General features: G+C 60.0%; 18 protein-coding genes. 13 read left to right on the forward strand and 5 right to left on the reverse strand.

Going from position 1 to position 18,446, the window contains the following annotated elements:
• Positions 1 to 27 precede the first annotated feature (27 nt).
• Both AB6K10_RS01345 and recQ read left to right on the forward strand, forming a co-directional pair.
• Positions 28 to 549, forward strand: a complete 522-nt coding sequence (locus tag AB6K10_RS01345; RefSeq protein WP_285263606.1) for a hypothetical protein — start codon at positions 28 to 30, stop codon at positions 547 to 549.
• 93 nt (positions 550 to 642) lie between these two features.
• On the forward strand, positions 643 to 2,763 hold the full coding sequence (gene recQ / locus AB6K10_RS01350; protein WP_339117813.1) for a DNA helicase RecQ: 2,121 nt from the start codon (positions 643 to 645) through the stop codon (positions 2,761 to 2,763).
• Between the two features lie 45 nt (positions 2,764 to 2,808).
• On the opposite strand, the gene mtnA is transcribed toward recQ, so the two are convergent.
• Complete coding sequence (gene mtnA, locus AB6K10_RS01355; RefSeq protein WP_285263608.1) at positions 2,809 to 3,828, reverse strand: S-methyl-5-thioribose-1-phosphate isomerase; 1,020 nt, start codon at positions 3,826 to 3,828, stop codon at positions 2,809 to 2,811.
• Positions 3,829 to 3,932: 104 nt separating this feature from the next.
• Between mtnA and mtnB the strand changes: the two genes are divergently transcribed.
• From mtnB to AB6K10_RS01370, 3 genes are read left to right on the forward strand one after another with little or no spacing between them, the layout of a single operon-like run.
• Entirely contained in the window at positions 3,933 to 4,523 is a 591-nt protein-coding gene (mtnB, locus tag AB6K10_RS01360) for a methylthioribulose 1-phosphate dehydratase (RefSeq protein ID WP_339117814.1), read from the forward strand.
• Complete coding sequence (mtnC, locus tag AB6K10_RS01365; RefSeq protein WP_339117815.1) at positions 4,520 to 5,206, forward strand: acireductone synthase; 687 nt, start codon at positions 4,520 to 4,522, stop codon at positions 5,204 to 5,206. Before mtnB ends, mtnC begins: the two co-directional genes overlap by 4 nt.
• A 37-nt stretch (positions 5,207 to 5,243) precedes the next feature.
• The gene (locus tag AB6K10_RS01370; RefSeq protein WP_339117816.1) at positions 5,244 to 5,792 is read left to right on the forward strand and encodes a cupin; all 549 of its coding nucleotides are present in this window, start codon (positions 5,244 to 5,246) and stop codon (positions 5,790 to 5,792) included.
• Between the two features lie 152 nt (positions 5,793 to 5,944).
• Here the strand turns inward: AB6K10_RS01370 and mtnK are convergent, their stop codons facing one another.
• Complete coding sequence (gene mtnK / locus AB6K10_RS01375) at positions 5,945 to 7,207, reverse strand: S-methyl-5-thioribose kinase (protein ID WP_339117817.1); 1,263 nt, start codon at positions 7,205 to 7,207, stop codon at positions 5,945 to 5,947.
• 186 nt (positions 7,208 to 7,393) lie between these two features.
• On the opposite strand from mtnK, the gene AB6K10_RS01380 reads away from it, so the two are divergent.
• Complete coding sequence (locus AB6K10_RS01380; RefSeq protein WP_339117818.1) at positions 7,394 to 9,073, forward strand: methyl-accepting chemotaxis protein; 1,680 nt, start codon at positions 7,394 to 7,396, stop codon at positions 9,071 to 9,073.
• 42 nt (positions 9,074 to 9,115) lie between these two features.
• Here the strand turns inward: AB6K10_RS01380 and AB6K10_RS01385 are convergent, their stop codons facing one another.
• Positions 9,116 to 10,048: a LysR family transcriptional regulator gene (locus AB6K10_RS01385; protein ID WP_253018307.1), complete on the reverse strand. Its 933-nt coding sequence runs from the start codon at positions 10,046 to 10,048 to the stop codon at positions 9,116 to 9,118.
• An 88-nt stretch (positions 10,049 to 10,136) separates the two neighbouring features.
• Between AB6K10_RS01385 and AB6K10_RS01390 the strand changes: the two genes are divergently transcribed.
• Both AB6K10_RS01390 and AB6K10_RS01395 read left to right on the forward strand, forming a co-directional pair.
• Positions 10,137 to 10,565: a DMT family transporter gene (locus AB6K10_RS01390; protein WP_305947748.1), complete on the forward strand. Its 429-nt coding sequence runs from the start codon at positions 10,137 to 10,139 to the stop codon at positions 10,563 to 10,565.
• Positions 10,566 to 10,578: 13 nt separating this feature from the next.
• Positions 10,579 to 11,043, forward strand: a complete 465-nt coding sequence (locus AB6K10_RS01395) for a DMT family transporter (protein WP_339117819.1) — start codon at positions 10,579 to 10,581, stop codon at positions 11,041 to 11,043.
• Here AB6K10_RS01395 and AB6K10_RS01400 read toward each other — a convergent pair.
• Positions 10,991 to 12,226, reverse strand: coding sequence for a GGDEF domain-containing protein (locus tag AB6K10_RS01400; protein WP_339117820.1), 1,236 nt, complete (start codon positions 12,224 to 12,226; stop codon positions 10,991 to 10,993). The genes AB6K10_RS01395 and AB6K10_RS01400 overlap by 53 nt on opposite strands.
• Positions 12,227 to 12,425: 199 nt before the next feature.
• Here AB6K10_RS01400 and AB6K10_RS01405 point away from each other — a divergent pair, with 199 nt between their 5' ends.
• Positions 12,426 to 12,710: a YrhK family protein gene (locus AB6K10_RS01405; protein WP_159343300.1), complete on the forward strand. Its 285-nt coding sequence runs from the start codon at positions 12,426 to 12,428 to the stop codon at positions 12,708 to 12,710.
• Here the strand turns inward: AB6K10_RS01405 and AB6K10_RS01410 are convergent.
• On the reverse strand, positions 12,707 to 13,465 hold the full coding sequence (locus tag AB6K10_RS01410; protein ID WP_339117821.1) for a DeoR/GlpR family DNA-binding transcription regulator: 759 nt from the start codon (positions 13,463 to 13,465) through the stop codon (positions 12,707 to 12,709). The genes AB6K10_RS01405 and AB6K10_RS01410 overlap by 4 nt on opposite strands.
• Before the next feature lie 157 nt (positions 13,466 to 13,622).
• Here AB6K10_RS01410 and AB6K10_RS01415 point away from each other — a divergent pair, with 157 nt between their 5' ends.
• The 4 genes from AB6K10_RS01415 to AB6K10_RS01430 are packed head-to-tail and all read left to right on the forward strand — an operon-like array spanning position 13,623 to position 18,443.
• Complete coding sequence (locus tag AB6K10_RS01415; RefSeq protein ID WP_339117822.1) at positions 13,623 to 14,603, forward strand: ABC transporter substrate-binding protein; 981 nt, start codon at positions 13,623 to 13,625, stop codon at positions 14,601 to 14,603.
• Positions 14,604 to 14,605: 2 nt separating this feature from the next.
• Complete coding sequence (locus AB6K10_RS01420) at positions 14,606 to 16,306, forward strand: iron ABC transporter permease (RefSeq protein ID WP_339117823.1); 1,701 nt, start codon at positions 14,606 to 14,608, stop codon at positions 16,304 to 16,306.
• Positions 16,294 to 17,364 carry an ABC transporter ATP-binding protein gene (locus tag AB6K10_RS01425; RefSeq protein ID WP_339117824.1) on the forward strand — a complete coding sequence of 357 codons (1,071 nt, stop codon included), beginning with the start codon at positions 16,294 to 16,296 and terminating at the stop codon, positions 17,362 to 17,364. Before AB6K10_RS01420 ends, AB6K10_RS01425 begins: the two co-directional genes overlap by 13 nt.
• Entirely contained in the window at positions 17,361 to 18,443 is a 1,083-nt protein-coding gene (locus AB6K10_RS01430) for an MBL fold metallo-hydrolase (protein ID WP_339117825.1), read from the forward strand. The genes AB6K10_RS01425 and AB6K10_RS01430 overlap by 4 nt, the downstream gene beginning before the upstream one ends.
• Positions 18,444 to 18,446 lie beyond the last annotated feature (3 nt).

Consider the following 18,446-nt stretch of genomic DNA (forward strand, 5'->3'; position numbering starts at 1 on the left):
ACTCACGACCAGACAGAGGCCTTGAGCATGAGAGATCATGTCATCTTGATGCAGCAGGGAAACATCGTGCAGGAAGGCACACTTAGCGACCAGACTGACAGCGTAGATACTGCTAACGCTACCAGCAGTATGGCCATGAACTTTCTACCTCTGATAGAGGGCGAACACGGCGCGGTGATTGAGGGTGAAACCTCCTCCCTTCCCGTCGCGCCCAAAGAGGCAGCCGGTGGGTATCTAGGCTTGCGCCCCGGCGCTATTGAATTACACCCAGTATCGGCAACGGGCATGCCCGCTAAAGTGCTCCGCACCGAGCGTTGGGAGGACGACGATACGATGGCGCATGTGGCCGTTGGACCTCATGTGGTGCGCGTTCGTTTGAACGGTCATCAGCCTATCGACAACCAAACGTGCAAGCTTACGTGGGCACCTGCGCTTGCTCAGCTCTTTGATGCGCAGGGAGCCCGCCAAGATACGCTGTTGGCCTTTGCGCTTTCCGCCACTGATCGACGCATTCCCCGACCGCCAAGGGTGGGTTCGTTCCAACATTGAGTTGGTCATGACGATTACAGGCCTTCGCTAGCCAAACTCACGTGAGTTTTCGTGCGACAATTCTCCTTCACGCACACGACAAGGAGAGCAGCGATGCACGGCGACTCGGCAGCCCTCAAGGTACTGCAGGAGGTCTTTGGCTACGACCACTTTCGTGGCCCGCAGCAGGCCATCATTGAGCATGTGATGGCCGGAGGCGATGCGTTGGTGCTGATGCCCACCGGCGGCGGTAAATCGCTGTGCTATCAGATCCCTGCGCTGCTACGTGAAGGCACCGCGATTGTGGTCTCGCCGCTCATTGCGTTGATGCAGGATCAGGTGGCCGCGCTGATTCAGAACGGGGTGCGCGCCGCCTACCTAAACTCCAGCCTCGAGATGCATGAGGCGATGGATGTGGAGAACCGCCTACGGGCGGGCGAGCTGGATCTTCTCTACGTCGCGCCCGAGCGGCTGGCCACGGCGCGCATGCAGATGCTGCTGGAGCAGACCCACATTGCGCTGTTCGCCATCGATGAAGCTCACTGCGTTTCCCAGTGGGGCCACGATTTCCGCCCCGAATATCGCCAGCTCTCCCACCTGCACCAGCGATTTCCTGACGTACCACGCATCGCGCTCACCGCCACCGCCGATGTGCCTACCCGGCACGACATCATGGAGCACCTGCAGCTTCAGGACGCCGCGCTCTACAACAACGGCTTTGACCGACCCAACATTCGTTACCATATCGCTGAAAATCAGGGCAATGCCAAAGAGCAGCTGCTGAGTTTCATCCGTGAGCATCACGACGGCGAGGCGGGCATCGTCTACTGCCTCTCACGGCGCAAAGTAGAGGAGACCGCCGCTTGGCTGGCACGCCAGGGGTTGACCGCGCTGCCCTACCACGCCGGGCTGCCCGCCGGGCAGCGCCAGCAGCACCAAGCCCGCTTTCTGCGCGAAGACGGCGTGGTGATCGTCGCCACCATCGCTTTTGGCATGGGCATCGACAAACCGGACGTGCGCTTTGTGGCGCACCTCAACCTACCCAAAAGCATCGAAGCCTACTATCAGGAGACCGGCCGCGCCGGACGCGATGGGCTGCCCGCCGACGCCTGGATGGCCTACGGGCTTCAGGACATAATCACTCTGCGCCAGATGCAGCAGGACTCCGGTGCCGCCGACCAGCAAAAGCGCATCGAGCAGCAGAAGCTCGACGCCATGTTGGGGCTTTGCGAGATCATTAGCTGCCGCCGCCAGGCGCTGCTCCACTACTTCGGCGATTCGCTAGACGAACCCTGCGGCAACTGCGATAACTGCCTCACTCCGCCTGACACCTGGGAGGCCACGGTGGCTGCTCAGAAGGCGCTGTCGTGTGTCTACCGCACCGAACAGCGCTTCGGCGTCACGTATTTGGTGGATGTACTGCTGGGCAAACGCAACGAGCGTATCAGCCGCTTCGGTCATGACAGTTTGAGTACGTTCGGCATTGGCAAAGAGCTCACCGCCAGCGAGTGGAAAGCGCTGTTCCGCCAGCTGATCGCCAGCGGTTTTTTAAGCGTGGATATGGAGGGCCATGGCGGCATCAAGCTCACCGCCAACGCCAAGCCCATATTGCGCGGCGAGCAGAGTCTCACCCTGCGCAAACCCAGCAAGCCCGCGCGGCGCGGTGCCAAAGGGGCGTCTGCCGTCAAGGGCCACGGCGCCTTGTGGGAAGCACTGCGCCAGCATCGCAAGGCGCTTGCCGACGCCCAGGGCGTACCCGCCTACGTGATTTTCAACGACGCCACCCTGGCCGAGCTGGTAGCGCAAAAACCGCAGACACTGCAGGCGCTGGGCACCATCTCGGGCATTGGCGCACGCAAGCTGGAGGATTATGGCGAAGGCTTTCTAGCGGTGGTTCTGGCGCATCCTGATGAACCTGCCGCTAGCGCCCCTGTAGGCAGCAGCGCTCTTGAATCTGCCGCGCTACTGCGCCAAGGGCTAACGCCGGAACAGGTCGCCGAGCAGCGCGGGCTGGCCGCCAATACCGTGTACCGCCATTTGAGCGATGCCATTCAAGGCGGCGAGCTGGACCTGGAAGAGGTGGTCAACCTGGACCCAGCGACCCTGGCGCAGATTCGCGCGGCTTTTGAGCAGTTTCCCGGCCAGGGGCTGAAAGTGGTGTTCGAAGCGCTGGAAGGCCGTATTGATTACCCGGTTCTGCACTGCGTGCGGGCGTCCATGGCTGCTAAGGGTTAGGCTTTTTACGAAAAGTCGGCGAGCGTAGGCAGTTTTCGTAAAAGCCTAGCGCCATCCCCGCAGATGCTCGCCCCGTGCAATCGCCGCTGAGTCAAACACGCCGGTATCCAGAATCCAGGCGGTGACTAGCTTGGCGGGCGTCACGTCGAAGGCTGGGTTCCACACCGGGGCATCGCTCGGTGCCCACACCACCTCGCCAAACGCGCCTGCGGCTCCGCGCACCTCCGCGCCATCGCGCTGTTCGATGGGAATCGCCGCGCCGGTCGCGCAGGCGGAGTCGACCGTGGTGTAAGGGGCGACCACGTAGAACGGCACCTGATGGTAGTGTGCCGCCACCGCCAGCATGTAGGTGCCCACTTTGTTGGCAAAGTCACCGTTGGCGCAGATGCGGTCCGCGCCGACCATCACCTTATCCACCTTGCCCGCTGCCATTAAGCTGGCCGCCATGCTGTCGGTGATTAGCTGGTAAGGAATGCCCAAATCGGCCATTTCCCATGCAGTCAAGCGGCCGCCCTGGAGTAGCGGACGGGTTTCATCCACGTAGACATGCAGGTCGATGCCGCGCTGTTTGGCGATGGCCAACGCGCCAATCGCGGTGCCCACACCGGCCGTGGCCAGCGCACCGGTGTTGCAGTGGGTCAGCACGCGGTCGCCGGATGCCAGCAAGTCAGCGCCCCGCTCGGCCATGCGTTGGCACAGCGCGCGGTCCTCTTCAAACAGCGCTTTGGCTCGTTCGGCCAGGGCGTCAGCGCCCTGGGCAAAACAGGCTTCCATGGCGTCCAGGCAGTACATCAGGTTCACCGCCGTGGGGCGCGTCGCCCGTAAGCGGTCGCTGACGGCTTGCCACTCGGATTCGGGATGGCGAGCGGCGTACTGGGCCAGCACGAAAGCAGCGCTCAAACCAATCAGCGGCGCGCCGCGAATAGCGAGATGTTTAACCGCGTGCTGCCATGCGTCGGGGGAGTCGCAGCGCACCCACTCTTCGGCTTGGGGTAGCCGGGTTTGGTCCAAATACTCAAGCGAGTCGGCATACACCCGTAAACTGCGTGACTGTAAATTGACCATGAGGGGCTCCTTGATAATGGGGCAAGCAGAACAGCGGCACGGCTTATCAGGCGCGAAGCTTATCATATAGAATGGCCGCCACTAGACGAGGCGATGCTGACCCGATGAACACCTTACACACCGAACTGCTGGACGCCATCTCCTGGGCGGCGCAGCAAGGCTGGACGCCCGCCACTGGCGGCAACTTTTCCGCGCGTACCGAGGCGGGCTATTTAGTCACCGCCTCCGGGCGGAATAAAACCCGTATCCAGGCGGATGACCTGCTGCTGTGCGACCTGGAAGGCAGCGTGCTGGAAGGCAACGGCAAACCCAGCGCCGAAAGTGACCTACACGCCGCGCTGTACCGGCTAGACCCAAGCATTCACTGCGTGCTGCACACCCATACCGTCGCCAGCACCGTGCTATCGCGGCGCTTTCCCGAAGGTGTTGAGCTGAGCGGCTTCGAAATGCAAAAAGCGTTGGCGGGTAATGTGACGCATGATGCGACGATTCTTTTGCCGGTGGTGCCCAACTCCCAGGATATGGAGGAGTTAGCCGAGCACGTTCGCCAGGGCTGGCCGATGCCCTGGGGCTTTCTGGTCGCGGGCCACGGTATTTACGCCGTGGGCGACAGCATTGCCAGTTGCCGTCGTCACCTGGAAGCAATCGAATTCTTACTTGCCTGTGTACTGGAAGAGAGCCGGTGGACCCAATGAGTCAATCAACTGTTCGCGCCATCGTGACCGATATCGAAGGTACCACCACCGATATCAACTTCGTTCACAAAGTGCTGTTCCCCTACGCCTACGCCAAGCTGCCTGACTTTCTGCGCGAAAACGCAGATGCACCCGCGGTGGCCGAGCAGATCGACGCCGTGCGCCATAACATGCAGGACGCCGACGCCACGCTGGAAGCGGTCATTGCTACGCTGTTGCATTGGATCGACACCGACCAGAAAGTGACGCCACTCAAAGCCCTGCAGGGCATGGTGTGGGCCGACGGCTACCAGCGCGGCGACTTCACCGGCCATTTATACGCGGATGTTGCTCCAGCGCTGCGCCAGTGGCAGGCCGCAGGCGTGGCGCTGTATGTGTACTCGTCAGGCTCGGTGCAGGCGCAGAAGCTGCTGTTTGGCTACAGTGACGAGGGTGATTTGAACCCGCTGTTCAGCGGCTACTTCGACACGCACATTGGCCATAAGCGCGAGGCCGTGGCCTATCAGCGCATTGTCGAGGCGCTCGATCTACCTGCAGAGTCGATACTGTTCCTGTCGGATGTGGTCGAAGAGCTGGATGCGGCCAAGCAGGCGGGTATGCAAACCTTACAGCTCGTGCGCGAAGGTACTCAGGCAGGCACTGTACACACCTGTGTCGACAGCTTTGCCGACATTGCCTTTTAACGGCTACGTTTACCCCTTACCTCTTAGGAGCGTCTTTATGTCCCAACTGAAAGTCTTTGCCGATCAACATCCTAATGATGCGCTGCTGGACACCACGGACGGCGAACAAATTGCCGCTGAGCTGAACCGGGTAGGCGTTCTATTTGAGCGCTGGTCAGCGCCGGGCGAGATTGCCGACGATGCCACCCAGGAGGAGATTCTGGCGCTCTATCAGGAGGACATCGACCGGGTCAAAGCCAAGGGCGGCTACCAAACCGTCGACGTGCTGCACATGGTGCCCACCCACCCGGACAAAGAAGCGATGCGTCAGAAGTTCTTAAACGAGCACCGCCACCATGAAGACGAAGTGCGCTTTTTCGTGAAGGGCCAGGGGCTGTTCTGCCTGCACATCGACGACAAGGTGTATCAGGTGCTCTGCACCCGTAATGACCTGATCAGCGTGCCTGCCAATACCCCGCACTGGTTCGATATGGGCCCGGAACCGGAATTCACCGCGCTGCGCTTCTTCGATAACGTAGAAGGCTGGGTGCCCCACTGGACCGAAAGCGACATCGCCGGGAAGTTTGATCGTTTGGATCAGCTTTGAATAAAAAAGACTGATCCCAGGCCGGTACACACCTACGCGGGGGCGCTGTGAACCCATCCATGGGCGCTACTTTCGCCATCCATGGCGAAAGACCCCCGCTACGGTCTGTCCCGGCCTTCTCACATCGCCGTTCTGTCGTTAATAACTTCTTCCTACAACACCGCTTTCTGATTGAACGTTTTGGCCAGCTCTACCAGCGCCTTGAGATCACAGTAAGCTTGCGGCTCCATGATTAGCGCTTGGCCCATCAGCACGTTGCGTGCTTCCAGCTTGGCGCGCAGGGCGGTGTCTTCGATCTCTTCGAAGTCAGCGTTGTGGGCCAGCGATAGTACGCGGCGGTGCATTTCGATGCCGCAGTAGGCCAGCGCATCTTCACGGATTTCTTCCAGCAGCGCGTCGCAGGCGTCGTCGGCGCTGTTGCCCTGCTCTTCAAACAACGCTCTAGGGAACAGAATGCCGGTGCGCTCGGTTTGCCAGAGGTGGCGAAACTCCTCATCGAAACGGGTAAAGCAATCGGTGATCACTTCTAAAATCCACGCTTGATACTCCTCCAGGTCACCTTCTTTACGGTGGGCGGGCTGGCTAAAGTAGGCCATGAAGAAGTTGGCTACCGCCATGCCCAAGTCGAACGCCATGGGGCCGTACTGGGAAAATTCAGGGTCGATGACGCGCACGCTGGTGTCGGTGGCCATGATGGAGCCGGAGTGCAAATCGCCGTGCAGCATGGTCTCGGTGTTGGCGGTGAACTTCATCAGCAGCCGCTGCACCTTGGCTTTCAGGCGCGCGTTGCGGCGCAGCTCGTCCACCACGGGAGATAGCTCGGGCGTGTGGCGGTTCATCTCCGCGCCGTAGTAGGGGTCGGTAAACACCAGCGATTCGGTGATCGCCGGAATCGCCACGTTGCCAGAGAACAGCCCGACATCGGCTTTCTTATCCGGGCTTGCCATGGAGAGTTCAGAGCCGCGAAACGCCGTGCGCGCACAGAACTCACCCAGAGTAGTGCCCAGCTCCGCCACGCGTTCGCCGCTGATCAGCTTGCGCCGCAAAATCACATGGGGATGCAGATACTCCATCACGATCAATGCCTGGGGCTTATCGAAGTAGTACACCTCGGGGGCCACGCCCGGCGCGCGCTTGGCTTGACGCACTAAGGCGTAATATTCGAAATGGGCGCGATAGAGCGGCAGCGGCCAGCTCTCGCCCACCATGCGCACATAGGGCAGCGCCTGCTTGACCACCACGCTGCCAATGCTGCCCGTCACGATGAATACCAAGTTGAGGTTGCCATCGCCCACTTCACGGATGTGCCACTCGGCGGGGTTGCCGCCCACTCGGCTGGCGACGGCCTCCACACCGCCTAGCCGCTGGCCAAGGGTATCCACTTCTAACGCTTGATAAGTCTGCTCGTTTGCCACCGATGATTCCTCACACAAAATGGATGTGTGTTTGTCATACCCCGGCAACGTTGTCAATTCGTGACCGGAAGAACGGTCAACCACGGCGGCAGTTGCAAAGAAATGTTAAACAGAAAAAAGTCCCGTGGACAACTTTGGTATGAGTTTTATAGTAAATACCTGACTAACCCAATCAGGTACTCCATCATGAAAAACAACGGCCCAGTGACCCAGGTGGAACACCCGCTGCGCGAAGATGATGTGCTGATTTCTAAAACCGATAACAGCAGCTACATCGCCTACGCGAACCATCGCTTTGTCGAGATCAGCGGCTTCGAGTATGAAGAACTGGTGGGTTCACCCCACAATATGGTGCGCCACCCGGACATGCCCGCGCCCGTCTTTGCCGATATGTGGAGCGACTTAAAAGCGGGCCAGTACTGGAGCGGATTGGTCAAAAACCGTCGAAAAAACGGCGACCATTATTGGGTAAGGGCGAACGTGGTGCCCATTCGGGAAAATAACCAAGTGACCGGCTTTGTATCGATCCGCGTCAAACCCTCCCAGGCAGAAGTCGACAACGCCGAGCATATCTACCGCGATATCCGTGAAAACCAGGGGCGCTTTACGGTCAAGCATGGCGAAGTCATGGCCCGCAACCCGCTCAAACGGCTGGTCAGCGCCACTTGGTGGGCCCCTCGGCTCGCCAACGTCGCTGGCGTGCTGTTTACCTTGGCGGCCACTGGCGCGTTAATGCTGGCTAGCGCCTGGTGGCTGGGCAGCCAGGTCACAAGCGGTGTGCTCGCCCCGCTGCTCGCAATGATACTTGCCACGGGCTTACTGCTCAGCGTCTACCAGTGGCGTCAGGCGCGCCGACTGCGTCGTTTCCTGCACAAAGCCAACGACTTCGCACTGCAAATCGCCGCCGGTGACTTGAATGCGCAGGTGCCCACCGTGGGCAATGCCGCCATGGATAACACGCTGGCAACCATGAACTTCATGCGCCGCTCGCTGGACGCGCTGATTGGCGACCTGGATCAGCGCATCGCGCAAGTCATGCCCTCGGTGGAAGAGCTTTCCCGCCATAACCAAGCCATGGGCAACCGAGTCGACCAGCAAGCATCTGCCGTGCAGCAAACCGCCGCCAGCGCGGAGCAAATCGCCTCTACCGTGCGCCAAAGTTCAGATAACGCCCAGCTTGCCAGCCAGGCCTCGGTGGGGAACGTCAGCGAAGTCGACAACGCGGTGGCGATTATGCGTGAACTGGCCGATGCGATGGAGGGCATCACCGCGACTTCTCAAGACATGGCGGGCATTGTCAAAACGATCGATAACATTGCCTTCCAAACCAACATCTTGGCGCTGAATGCTTCCGTAGAAGCGGCCCGAGCCGGTGAGCATGGTCGAGGCTTTGCGGTGGTCGCTGAAGAGGTGCGCCGCTTGGCACGCCAATCTGCTGAGGCCGCCCATCAAGTACAAACGCTGATCGAGACCGCTCGCCAGCGTATTGAAGCCGGACAGCATAAAGCCGGTTCAGCAGGCGATGCCATGGGGCGCATTCGCCAAGCCAGCCATAACGTGAACGACTTGATGGAAGAGATTCGTGCGGCCGCTCGGGAGCAGAGCGAGGGCATCGCGCAGATCAGTCAGGCCATTTCGCAGATTGACCGGGGCACCCAAGAGAGTGCGGCCAGCATGGACGCGTATCTGAACGCCGTCGACGTTCTCTCTCGCGAGGTCAATCACCTGGCGCACAGTGCCCATGCCTTTATGCCGGTCACGAATGCGATGGCTCCGACACCCGCGCTTCCTCAACCCGCCAACAATGTGTACCGACTCCCCGTGGCTGAAAAAGCGCGCGCCTTCCCCAGAGCGAAAGCGGTGTAACCCTACGCAGCGGGTGGCTTTTGCCACCCGCTGCGATCCATCTCAAGCGCCATCCCAGTAGGGAACATCGCCAATCGTGCTCTCTAGATAGGCCATGAATACCGACACCTTCGATGAGCGCAGGCGGTTTTCAGGATAAATAGCGTAGATGTTGTCCAGATAGCCATCCTCAGACGCTTCCCATTGCGTCAGTAACGGCACTAACGTTTGCTGGCGCAGTGGCTCGAAGAGTAGCCACGAGGGAAACATCACCACGCCCTGACCTGCCATCGCCGCTTCCACCAGGCTTTCGGCATTGTTCGCGACCAAATTGCCCGATAGCGCGTAACGCACCGCCCGTGGTGCGTGGCGTTCCTGGAAGTACCATAGCTGCGTTCCCTTGCTGCCTTTATACAGCAGGCAATTATGCTGGCTGAGTTCCTCTGGCGACGCAGGCGCGCCGTGTGTTGCCAGATAATCCGGCGACGCGCAGACGATAAAACGCTGCCGGGCGATGCTGCGGGCCACCAAGCTTGAATCCGCGAGCGTCCCCACGCGAATCACTACATCAGCCCCCTCTTGCACCGGATCGATAAAACGATCTTCCAGCGTTAAATCCACCTGAATGTCCGGGTATTGCTGCTGAAACCGCGCCAAGTGCGGGGCGATATGGCGTCGCCCGAAGGCCACGGGCGCGTTGATGCGCAGCACGCCTTGAGGATGCTGCGCGCCGCCCATCACCTGCTCAGTGGCTAGCTCCAACCGCATCAGCGCATCGCGCACTTCGTGAAAATAGCGCTCCCCTGCCTCGGTGAGCTTGACCGCACGGGTATGGCGATAGAGCAAGCGTTGCCCCAGCGCCCGCTCCAGGCTAGCGATGTGTCGAGAGGCCGAAGAGGTAGGCAGCCCGTAGTAACGCGCCGCTTCCGAAAAGCTGCCGCTGGCGGCCACGCGCACAAACAGGCGCAGCGCTAGGAGTCGAACCGAGTTGTCCAAAGTGCAATAGTCCTTTGCCTTTTTAGCGCATTGTAGCAATAAGGCTTCCTCTTTAGAGTGCTGACTCTTCATAAGAGGGGAGCAACACATGCAACACGCACTGATTCTGCTGGGCGTACTGATCGCCGGTATGGGGTTATCCGTTGAAGCGGGGCTGTTGGGGCCGCTTGGCGAGCAGGTAGGTCACCTTTCCGCCACGCTCTCCATTTTTATGGTGGGTGCGCTGCTGCTGTCACTGGCGCTGCTGTTTTCGCCCAAGCGCCAGTTGGGCGCGCTGTTCAAGCAGCCGCGCTGGCTGTTGACCGGCGGCGTGCTGGGGCCGGTCTACGTCATCGTCTTGACCTTGGCGACGCCGCTAGTGGGCGTTGGCATGACCATGGTCGGCATTTTGTGCGGCCAGGTAGCGGCCAGCTTAGCCATTGACCATTTTGGCTGGCTCGGTAGCGAACGCCGCCAAGTGGATGGCTACCGTTTAGGGGCTCTTGCCATGATCCTTGCCGCGCTTTGGTTGATGTAACAGGAGAGACACCATGCTTTTACCCATCGTATTTGCCCTACTGCTAGCAGGCGGCGCGGTCTTGGCCGCTCAATCATCGATCAATGGCCGCTTAGGCGCGCATACCGGCGTACTGGAAAGCGCTTGGCTGACCTTTGCCGTGGGTGCCGTGCTGACCTTTTTACTGGTGCTGTTTTTTGAGCCGTCCCACGGCGCGACTCTGTTTAGCGTGCCCAAGTGGCAGCTGACTGGTGCGCTGTTTGGCGTGGTATATATGCTCGCGATTGTATTTGCAGTGCCCCGTGTTGGTACGGCGGCAGCGACGGTCTCGGTGATTTCCGGCCAGCTGTTGATGAGCTTATTAATTGATCACTTTGGCTGGCTCAATAACGCCGAACGTGCGTTGGATAGTTCGCGCTACGTGGCGATGGCGCTCTTGCTGTTGGCTATTGTATTGATCTACCTAAGCCATCGCCGCTCAGTGCATCCCGCGAGTTGATCATCACCACCCGGTTTCGCCCTTGGCGCTTGGCCTCGTAAAGCGCCTGATCGGCGGCTCTGAATAGCTGCGAAGCGCTCACATCCTCTGTTGGCTGCAGCACCGCGCCTCCTACGCTAATGGTGACGTTGGCAGGCACTGCACCGCCATGGTGGGGCAACTGCAGCGCCTCCACCGCGTGACGTAACTGCTCGGCTTGGGCCAGCACCGTCTGATGTGACTGCCCCATGCTTAACACTACAAACTCCTCTCCGCCGAAGCGCGCCACGACGCAGGCGTTGTCCGCGTGGACACGCAGCGCGCTGGCGACTTGCTTGAGGCAGTGATCGCCCTGCAAATGGCCGTAGTGGTCGTTATAGGCTTTGAAACAGTCGATATCGATGACCATCAGGCCCACCGTGGCGCGCGCTTCCACGGCCTGCTGCCAATAGAGGTTAAACAGGGTATCGAACTGGCGGCGATTGGCTAACTCCGTCAGTGGGTCCGTTAACGACAGTTTGGACAGCTCCGCGTTACTGCGCAGCGCGTGTCCGGCTCGATGGGTTTCGCGCAGCAACAGCAGGTAGGCCTTGCGTTCGCTGGCTTCTAACCGATAGTTGGCGATCAGTGTGAAGATCGCTTTGGCACATAGTGTAAAAATCGCGAGCCGTTTGACCTCGACCGGCATCGGCTCATACCCCGCAACGAAGTACACCATGATGGCGACGCTCAGAAGTGACGACACCAACGCATACTGAAAGCGCAGGGAGTAAAGCACATTGCCAACGACCAAAATCAGGCCGAACGAGAAAATATCCAAATAGGAGTATGGCGACCGAGAGGATATAAAGATCACGCAAGAGGCCACCATGGCCACCACAACGGTGCTCGCCATTAGGGTTTCCCGTGCGCCCCCTGAGACGCCTTTGTAAATGGCCCACAAGATGGGTAAACCAAAGGGAATGACCACCAACCCTCTTATTAGCACAGAGAGCCAAAATTCATTAGGCCGAAAGCTATAGTCATTGATGAGGAACAGACTGTAAATCAGCGCGGCGATCAGACCCGCCGCCACCATGTTGCGGTTTCGTTGGGGCTGGGTGTCGCTCTCGAAGCGCGCCTCTAACTCATCGGCAAAACGCAGTTGCCAGCTGGGCCGCACCAGCTCACGCTCAATGGCGTTGTGAAAGGAGTCACTGGTCATGCATACCTCGTTGAGTCCCGGCGTCTCTCGACTATCCTGACGGAACAACGTGACGAAGAGACGAAACGCGCACTGACGAGTAGGTAAACGCTTACTGCGCTTAACGCGGTTAGGCTAGCCTCTTTGTGACACACAACCGTCAGAACGATCAACGCTTTCTTCGCGCTATTTCTTTCACCTGACCCGTAACGGAGACCCTATGACGCGTCCCACCACCGCCTCTCATCACGACCTGACCTTCACCATGGGGCATGAGGAGCTGGTGATTCACCGCCGCTACGAAGTGCTCAGTATTCTCAACGATTTCATGCTGGGACTGTGGTTTGCCATTGGCAGCGTCTGCTTCTTTTATGACGGCACCGTCAAAACCATCGGCGTCTGGCTATTTGTGATTGGCAGCCTACAACTGCTGATGCGCCCAGCCATCCGCCTGCACCGCTACATCTATTTCAAGCGGCTGCCAGATGAGCAGCACGATGCCTAACCTCCGCTCATAAAGCGCACGCCTTGGGCAGCTAACGGGCTTCTTAAACGATCGGGCAGCGGGCTGTCGGTAATCACCGCGTGATAGTCTGCCAGCGAACCGGCGGCGCAGCGCAGCGGTAGGTCGAACTTGGTCTTATCCAGCACTAGAATTCGGTACGCCGCGTGGGCCAGCAGCGCCTCGCGGGCCATGACTTCGTCGTCGTTGTAGTCGTAGAGCTGGCCGTGGCTATCCATACCGCCCACAGAGACAATGCCAATATCCACTCGATAACGCTGAAAAAAGCGCCAAGCGTCGCCACCAATCACATCTTGATCACGGCGACGTACGCGGCCTCCGGCCACCACCAGCTCACACTCCAGCGCGCATAACTTAATCAAAGCGTGCAGGTTATTGGTCATAATCTGCAGCCCCTGCTTGTCCCGCAGCGCGTCGGCTAGCTGCTCTACCGTCGTCCCCGTCCCCAAAAAGAGCGACTGGTGATTGGAAATCAACGACGCCGCCTGCCGCGCAATATGTCGTTTGCCTTCCTGATTGACGATTTGGCGCTGATCGTAGCCCACATTCTCTTGGTCGGGAAAGGGCATCACCTCGCCGTGGCGGCGCAGAATCAGCCCCTGTTCAGCCAAGACGCGAATATCCCCCCGCAGGGTTTGCACGGAGACGCCAAAGTGATAGGCAAGTGCTACCAGCGTTTGCCGCCCCTCTCCCCGCACGCGCGCCAACACGGCACGCCGCCTTTCTGTCACGTTCATGCTGTATCTACCTTTCTCTTTATCGTACTTGCTGGAAAAACGAAAAAAACTTTCCCGTCAGCGAAAGCCAACCGCTATCAAACGAAAGTGTAGTGTCACGATGTTGTAAGCCGATGACAGTAGTGTGGTGGCTGTTCACCTACTGGAGGTTTTCCCGATGTTGAAGCGCTCGTTGTGTTCCGCCGTGACTCTCGCAAGCATTGCCCTCTCCACGTCGTTGCTCGCTGATGACAAGCTGGTGCTCTACACCAGCCAGCCCAATAGCGATGCCCAGCAAACGGTCGATGCGTTCCAAGCCGCCTACCCAGAGATTGAAGTGGAGTGGGTGCGCGATGGCACCACCCGCCTGATGACACGCTTGCGTTCGGAGCTGGCTGCCGGTGTCAGCAACCCTGACGTGCTGCTGATTGCCGATAGCATGACCATGACCTCGCTGAAACAAGAGGGCCATCTGCAGCCCTACCTTAGCCCTGAGCGCGATGCCTACGACGAAGCGCTTTACGACCCAGAAGGCTACTTCTACGGCACCAAGCTCATCACCACCGGTATCGTTTACAACACCGGCGCCGAGCAGCAGCCCCAACGTTGGGAAGATCTGACCGGCCCTGAGTACGCAGGCCTCGTCACCATGCCTAGCCCGTTGTACTCCGGCGCGGCGCTAATTCATATGGCAGCCATCGGTGAAAACCCGGCATTAGGGCTTGAGTACTACGAGGCACTACAGGCCAACCGCACGGAAGCACAGGGCGGTAACGGCGGCGTGTTCAATGCGGTGGCCGCAGGCACCAAGCCCTACGGCATCGTGGTGGATTTTCTGCCCATCCGCGAAGCCGCGAAAGGCTCGCCCGTGGCGTTTGTGTTCCCTGAAGAGGGCGTGAGCGCCGTCACCGAGCCCGTTGCCATTATGCAAGAGGCTGAGAACCTAGACGCCGCTCAGAAATTTGTCGACTTCGTGCTCTCCCAACCGGGGCAAGAATTGGTGAGCCAGCAGGGCTACCTGCCTGCTCACCCGGATGTGACGCCGCCAGAAGGCTTCCCTGAGCGCAGCACGATCAACCTCATGCCGGTGGATATTGAGCAGGCGCTCGAACAGGAAGAGACGCTCAAGCAGCGCTTTAGCGATCTGTTCGGCGGCTAACCATGACCCCTTCGCTCAACCTTGGCAGCCAGCATCGCTGGCTGCTTAGCCTGATCACCCTACTCATCGTACTGCTCAGCCTCGCGCCCAGTTTGCGACTACTCATCGAGGCATTGAGCGACCTTGGCCAGGGTAGCCAAGCGCCGCTGTGGAAGGTGCTCAACGCTGCCAGCACGTGGCGTGCGCTGTGGCACAGTGTGTATACCTCGGGCCTCGGTATGCTGATTGCGCTGGTGCTGGGTAGCCTGTTCGCGTTTGTGATCACATTGACGGACATTCGCGGCAAAGCGTGGCTAGTGTTCTGCTTTATGCTGCCCATGATGATCCCGCCCCAAGTCACCGCTCTGAGCTGGCTACAGCTGTTTGGCCCCGCCAGCCCCTTGTTAAAAAGCATCGGCATGGCCCCGCCACTAGGCAGCCCGCAGCCGCTCTACTCCGCAGAGGGTATTGCGCTGCTGCTGGGCATTCAGAGTGCGCCCCTAGTCTTTTTGGCGCTACGCACGTCTCTGCTGTCCCTGCCACGTGAATTGATTGAAGCCGCACGCATCAGCGGCGCGCGCCAAACTCAGGTGTGGGGCCATATTGTCTTACCCATCACCCGCCACGGCCTGATTGCCGGGGCCGCCATGGCGTTTATCTCTAGCCTGGGTAACTTTGGTATTCCCGCGATGCTGGGAATTCCCGCCGGTTATTACGTGCTGCCCACGCTGATTTACCAGCGCATGGCCAGCTTTGGCACCGGCGTACTGGCAGAGATGGCGGCGCTTTCTCTGTTGATCGGCATCCTGGCGCTGGCAGGCGTGGCCTTGCAGCAGCGTTGGATGAACCGCAGCCGGTTTGGGTTAGGCGGCCATAGCGGCCGCGCCCACGATTTTTCGCTAGGCCGCTATCGCCCCCTCGTGACGGCTTTGCTGGTCGGCGTCCTGCTGGTGATTCTGGTCGCGCCGCTGGCCGCGCTGGTGGTGAGCTCCTTGGTACCTGCCATGGGCGTGCCACTGAGCGTTGAGTCCATCACGCTCAATGCCTATCACGAAGTGATTGGCCGTCAAGGAGCCACTTGGCGGGCAGTGCGTAACAGTCTTTGGCTGGCGGGCGGTGCCGCGCTGGTACTGATGCTATGCAGCCTGCCGCTCGCTTACCGCCTACAGCGCCTTCCACCGCGTCTGCAGCAGCTCACCCTTAGCGCCATTGAGCTGCCGTACGCGCTGCCCGGCGTAGTACTGGCGATTGCCTGTATTTTACTGTTTGTCCGCCCGTTACCGCTCATCAACCTAGCGCTTTACGGCACGCTCGGATTGATCTTTGTGGCCTATCTGGCGCGCTTTTTGGTGGTCTGCCTGAAACCCGTAAGTGCCAGCTTGGCCCAGCTAGATCCCTCACTGGAAGAAGCCGCTCAGCTGGCGGGCGCAGGCCCCTGGCGTCGGCTCATCACCATTCTTTTACCGCTGATTGCGCCCTCGCTGTTTGCTGGCGGGCTGCTGGTATTTTTGCTGGCAGTGAATGAACTGACCGTCTCCGCGCTGCTCTGGAGCGCCGGGAATGAAACCCTGGGCGTACTGATTTTCAACTTGGACGAGGGCGGTGAGAGCGTGCTGGCATCAGCAGTTTCCGTGCTGGTAGTGATCATGGTCGCCTCGCTGATGCTATCGCTCAGCCTGCTAGCCCCGCGTCTACCTAAAGGAGTCGTGCCGTGGCAGGGCTAGCTATTCATCGTGTGACTAAACAGTTTGGCGATCACCGGGCGGTTGATGATCTGTCACTGGAGATTGCCCCCGGCGAGTTTGTGGCCCTACTCGGTCCCAGCGGCTGCGGCAAAACCACCATGCTGCGCATGTTGGCGGGGTTTGAGCAGATCAGCAGCGGCACCCTCACGCTCAACGGCACGCTACTCGCCAGCGACCAGCACCATGTGCCCCCTGAACAGCGCAACATGGCGATGGTATTTCAGTCGTACGCCCTCTGGCCGCACATGAGCGTGGCCGATAACGTGGGCTACCCGCTGAAACTGCGCCGCGTTCAGGGCAGCGAGTATCAGCGCCGAGTCGCCCACGCGCTGGAGCAGGTTGCGCTTACCCCCTACGCCCAGCGCGCTCCACAGGAACTCAGCGGTGGCCAGCGCCAGCGGGTAGCGTTAGCGCGCTGCCTAGTCACCGACCCAGACGTGGTGCTGCTCGATGAGCCGCTCGCCAACCTGGACCGCAACCTGCGCGCCTCTATGGAGCACAGCTTTGTCGACTTCCACCGCCGCACCCAAGCCACCATGGTGTACGTGACCCATGATCAAAGCGAAGCCATGGCGATGGCGGATCGCATTGCGGTGATGCGTGACGGCGCGCTGGTACAGTGGGCAACGCCTGAAACGCTCTACCGAGAGCCGCGTAGCGAATGGGTCGCACGGTTTATCGGCCAAGGTAGCCAACTAAAGGTCGCAGGCGGCGCACCGGGCCAGCGACTAAGTGAATCAGCGCTGATGCAAGGCTTGGCCGCGCCGCTCGAGGCCCGCACTCAGCCCGTTTTGGTACGTCCTGAACATATCCGTATTGAGGCACACTCCCCTGCACTGTCGTCCGCACAATCGCCTAACTCTCACGACTTAACCGGACGCGTGGAGCGGCTCACCTTTCGCGGTGAACGCTATGAGCTACACCTGCGCTTATCCACGGGAGAAGCGCTGCTGGCCTATCATCACACCGCACTCAACGAGGGCCAGCACGTCGCGGTGCGCTTGTTGGAAGGCTGGTGCCTGGAGCCTGACCAATGAGCGCCACGATTCAGATCCTCAGTGGGCTGGGCGGCAAAGGGCCAGCGGCTATCGTGGTGGAAGCGCAAGGCAAACGCCTGCTGCTGGATGCCGGAGGCGCACTGCACCCCGGCGAGCCGATTACCTGGTCAAGTGAGCTGGACGTGGACGCCGTATTGATCAGCCATGACCACGTGGACCACATTGGCGGCGTTGCGGAACTGCCCGCGCAGATTCCGCTTTACTGCACGCCGTTAGTCGCCAAGGCGCTGCCCCCACAACGGGCGTGGCAGCCACTGCCCTACCGGGGTCGTATTAACGTCGGAGGGATAACGGTGACCACCGGGCAAGCGGGCCATTCGCTAGGCGGTGTCTGGCTGCATCTCGACGTTGCAGGCGGTATTTTTTACAGCGGCGATGCCTGTTTTGAGTCGCGCCTGTTTCCGTTTGATGCGCCCCCACCCGCACACACGGCGCTGCTGGATGCCTCCTACGGCCGCTACGACCAGCCCCAAGCGCAGTGCATCCACGCCATTGGCAAAGCGTTAGACCACCCGTTGGTGCTGCCGGTACCAGAAACAGGGCGCGCCCTGGAAATGGCGCTATGGCTGGCGGAAGAGGCGGACCAACGCCACCTGCCCTTGGCGATTGACCCGGTCATTCGCGATAACCTGGCCGCCCTACTCGCGTTGCCTAATGACCTTCGCCGTGAAGGGTTAGACGAGGCTATCCAAGCGCTTTTAAAACGCCCTAATGCCCGCGACCCGGCGCTTTGGCTGGTCAGCGACCGTGGCGATAACCCTGCCGACTGGCCGCATCACCGCCTGCTCCACACTGGCTACTTAACGCCACAGCGTCGCCAACAGCTCGCCGCTGGCGAGGTGCTTTGGCAGCGCTGGAACGTTCATTTGCGCGCCTCGCACTTGGTGGCCCTGGCCAACCAGCTCCAGGCCACCCAAGTGGCACCGCTGTTTACGCCGCTCCATGCCAATGCTGAGGCCGCTTGGCGTGCCCTGCTGGGCGAACGGTTCATTACGCAGCCTTCGCTAAACGCCCCATCAGCGGCGCGCCCGCTCTCTTCACTTCTGTTAACGCATTAGGAA

The sequence above is a fragment of the Halomonas sp. BMC6 genome, from assembly GCF_964204995.1.
Taxonomy (GTDB): domain Bacteria; phylum Pseudomonadota; class Gammaproteobacteria; order Pseudomonadales; family Halomonadaceae; genus Vreelandella.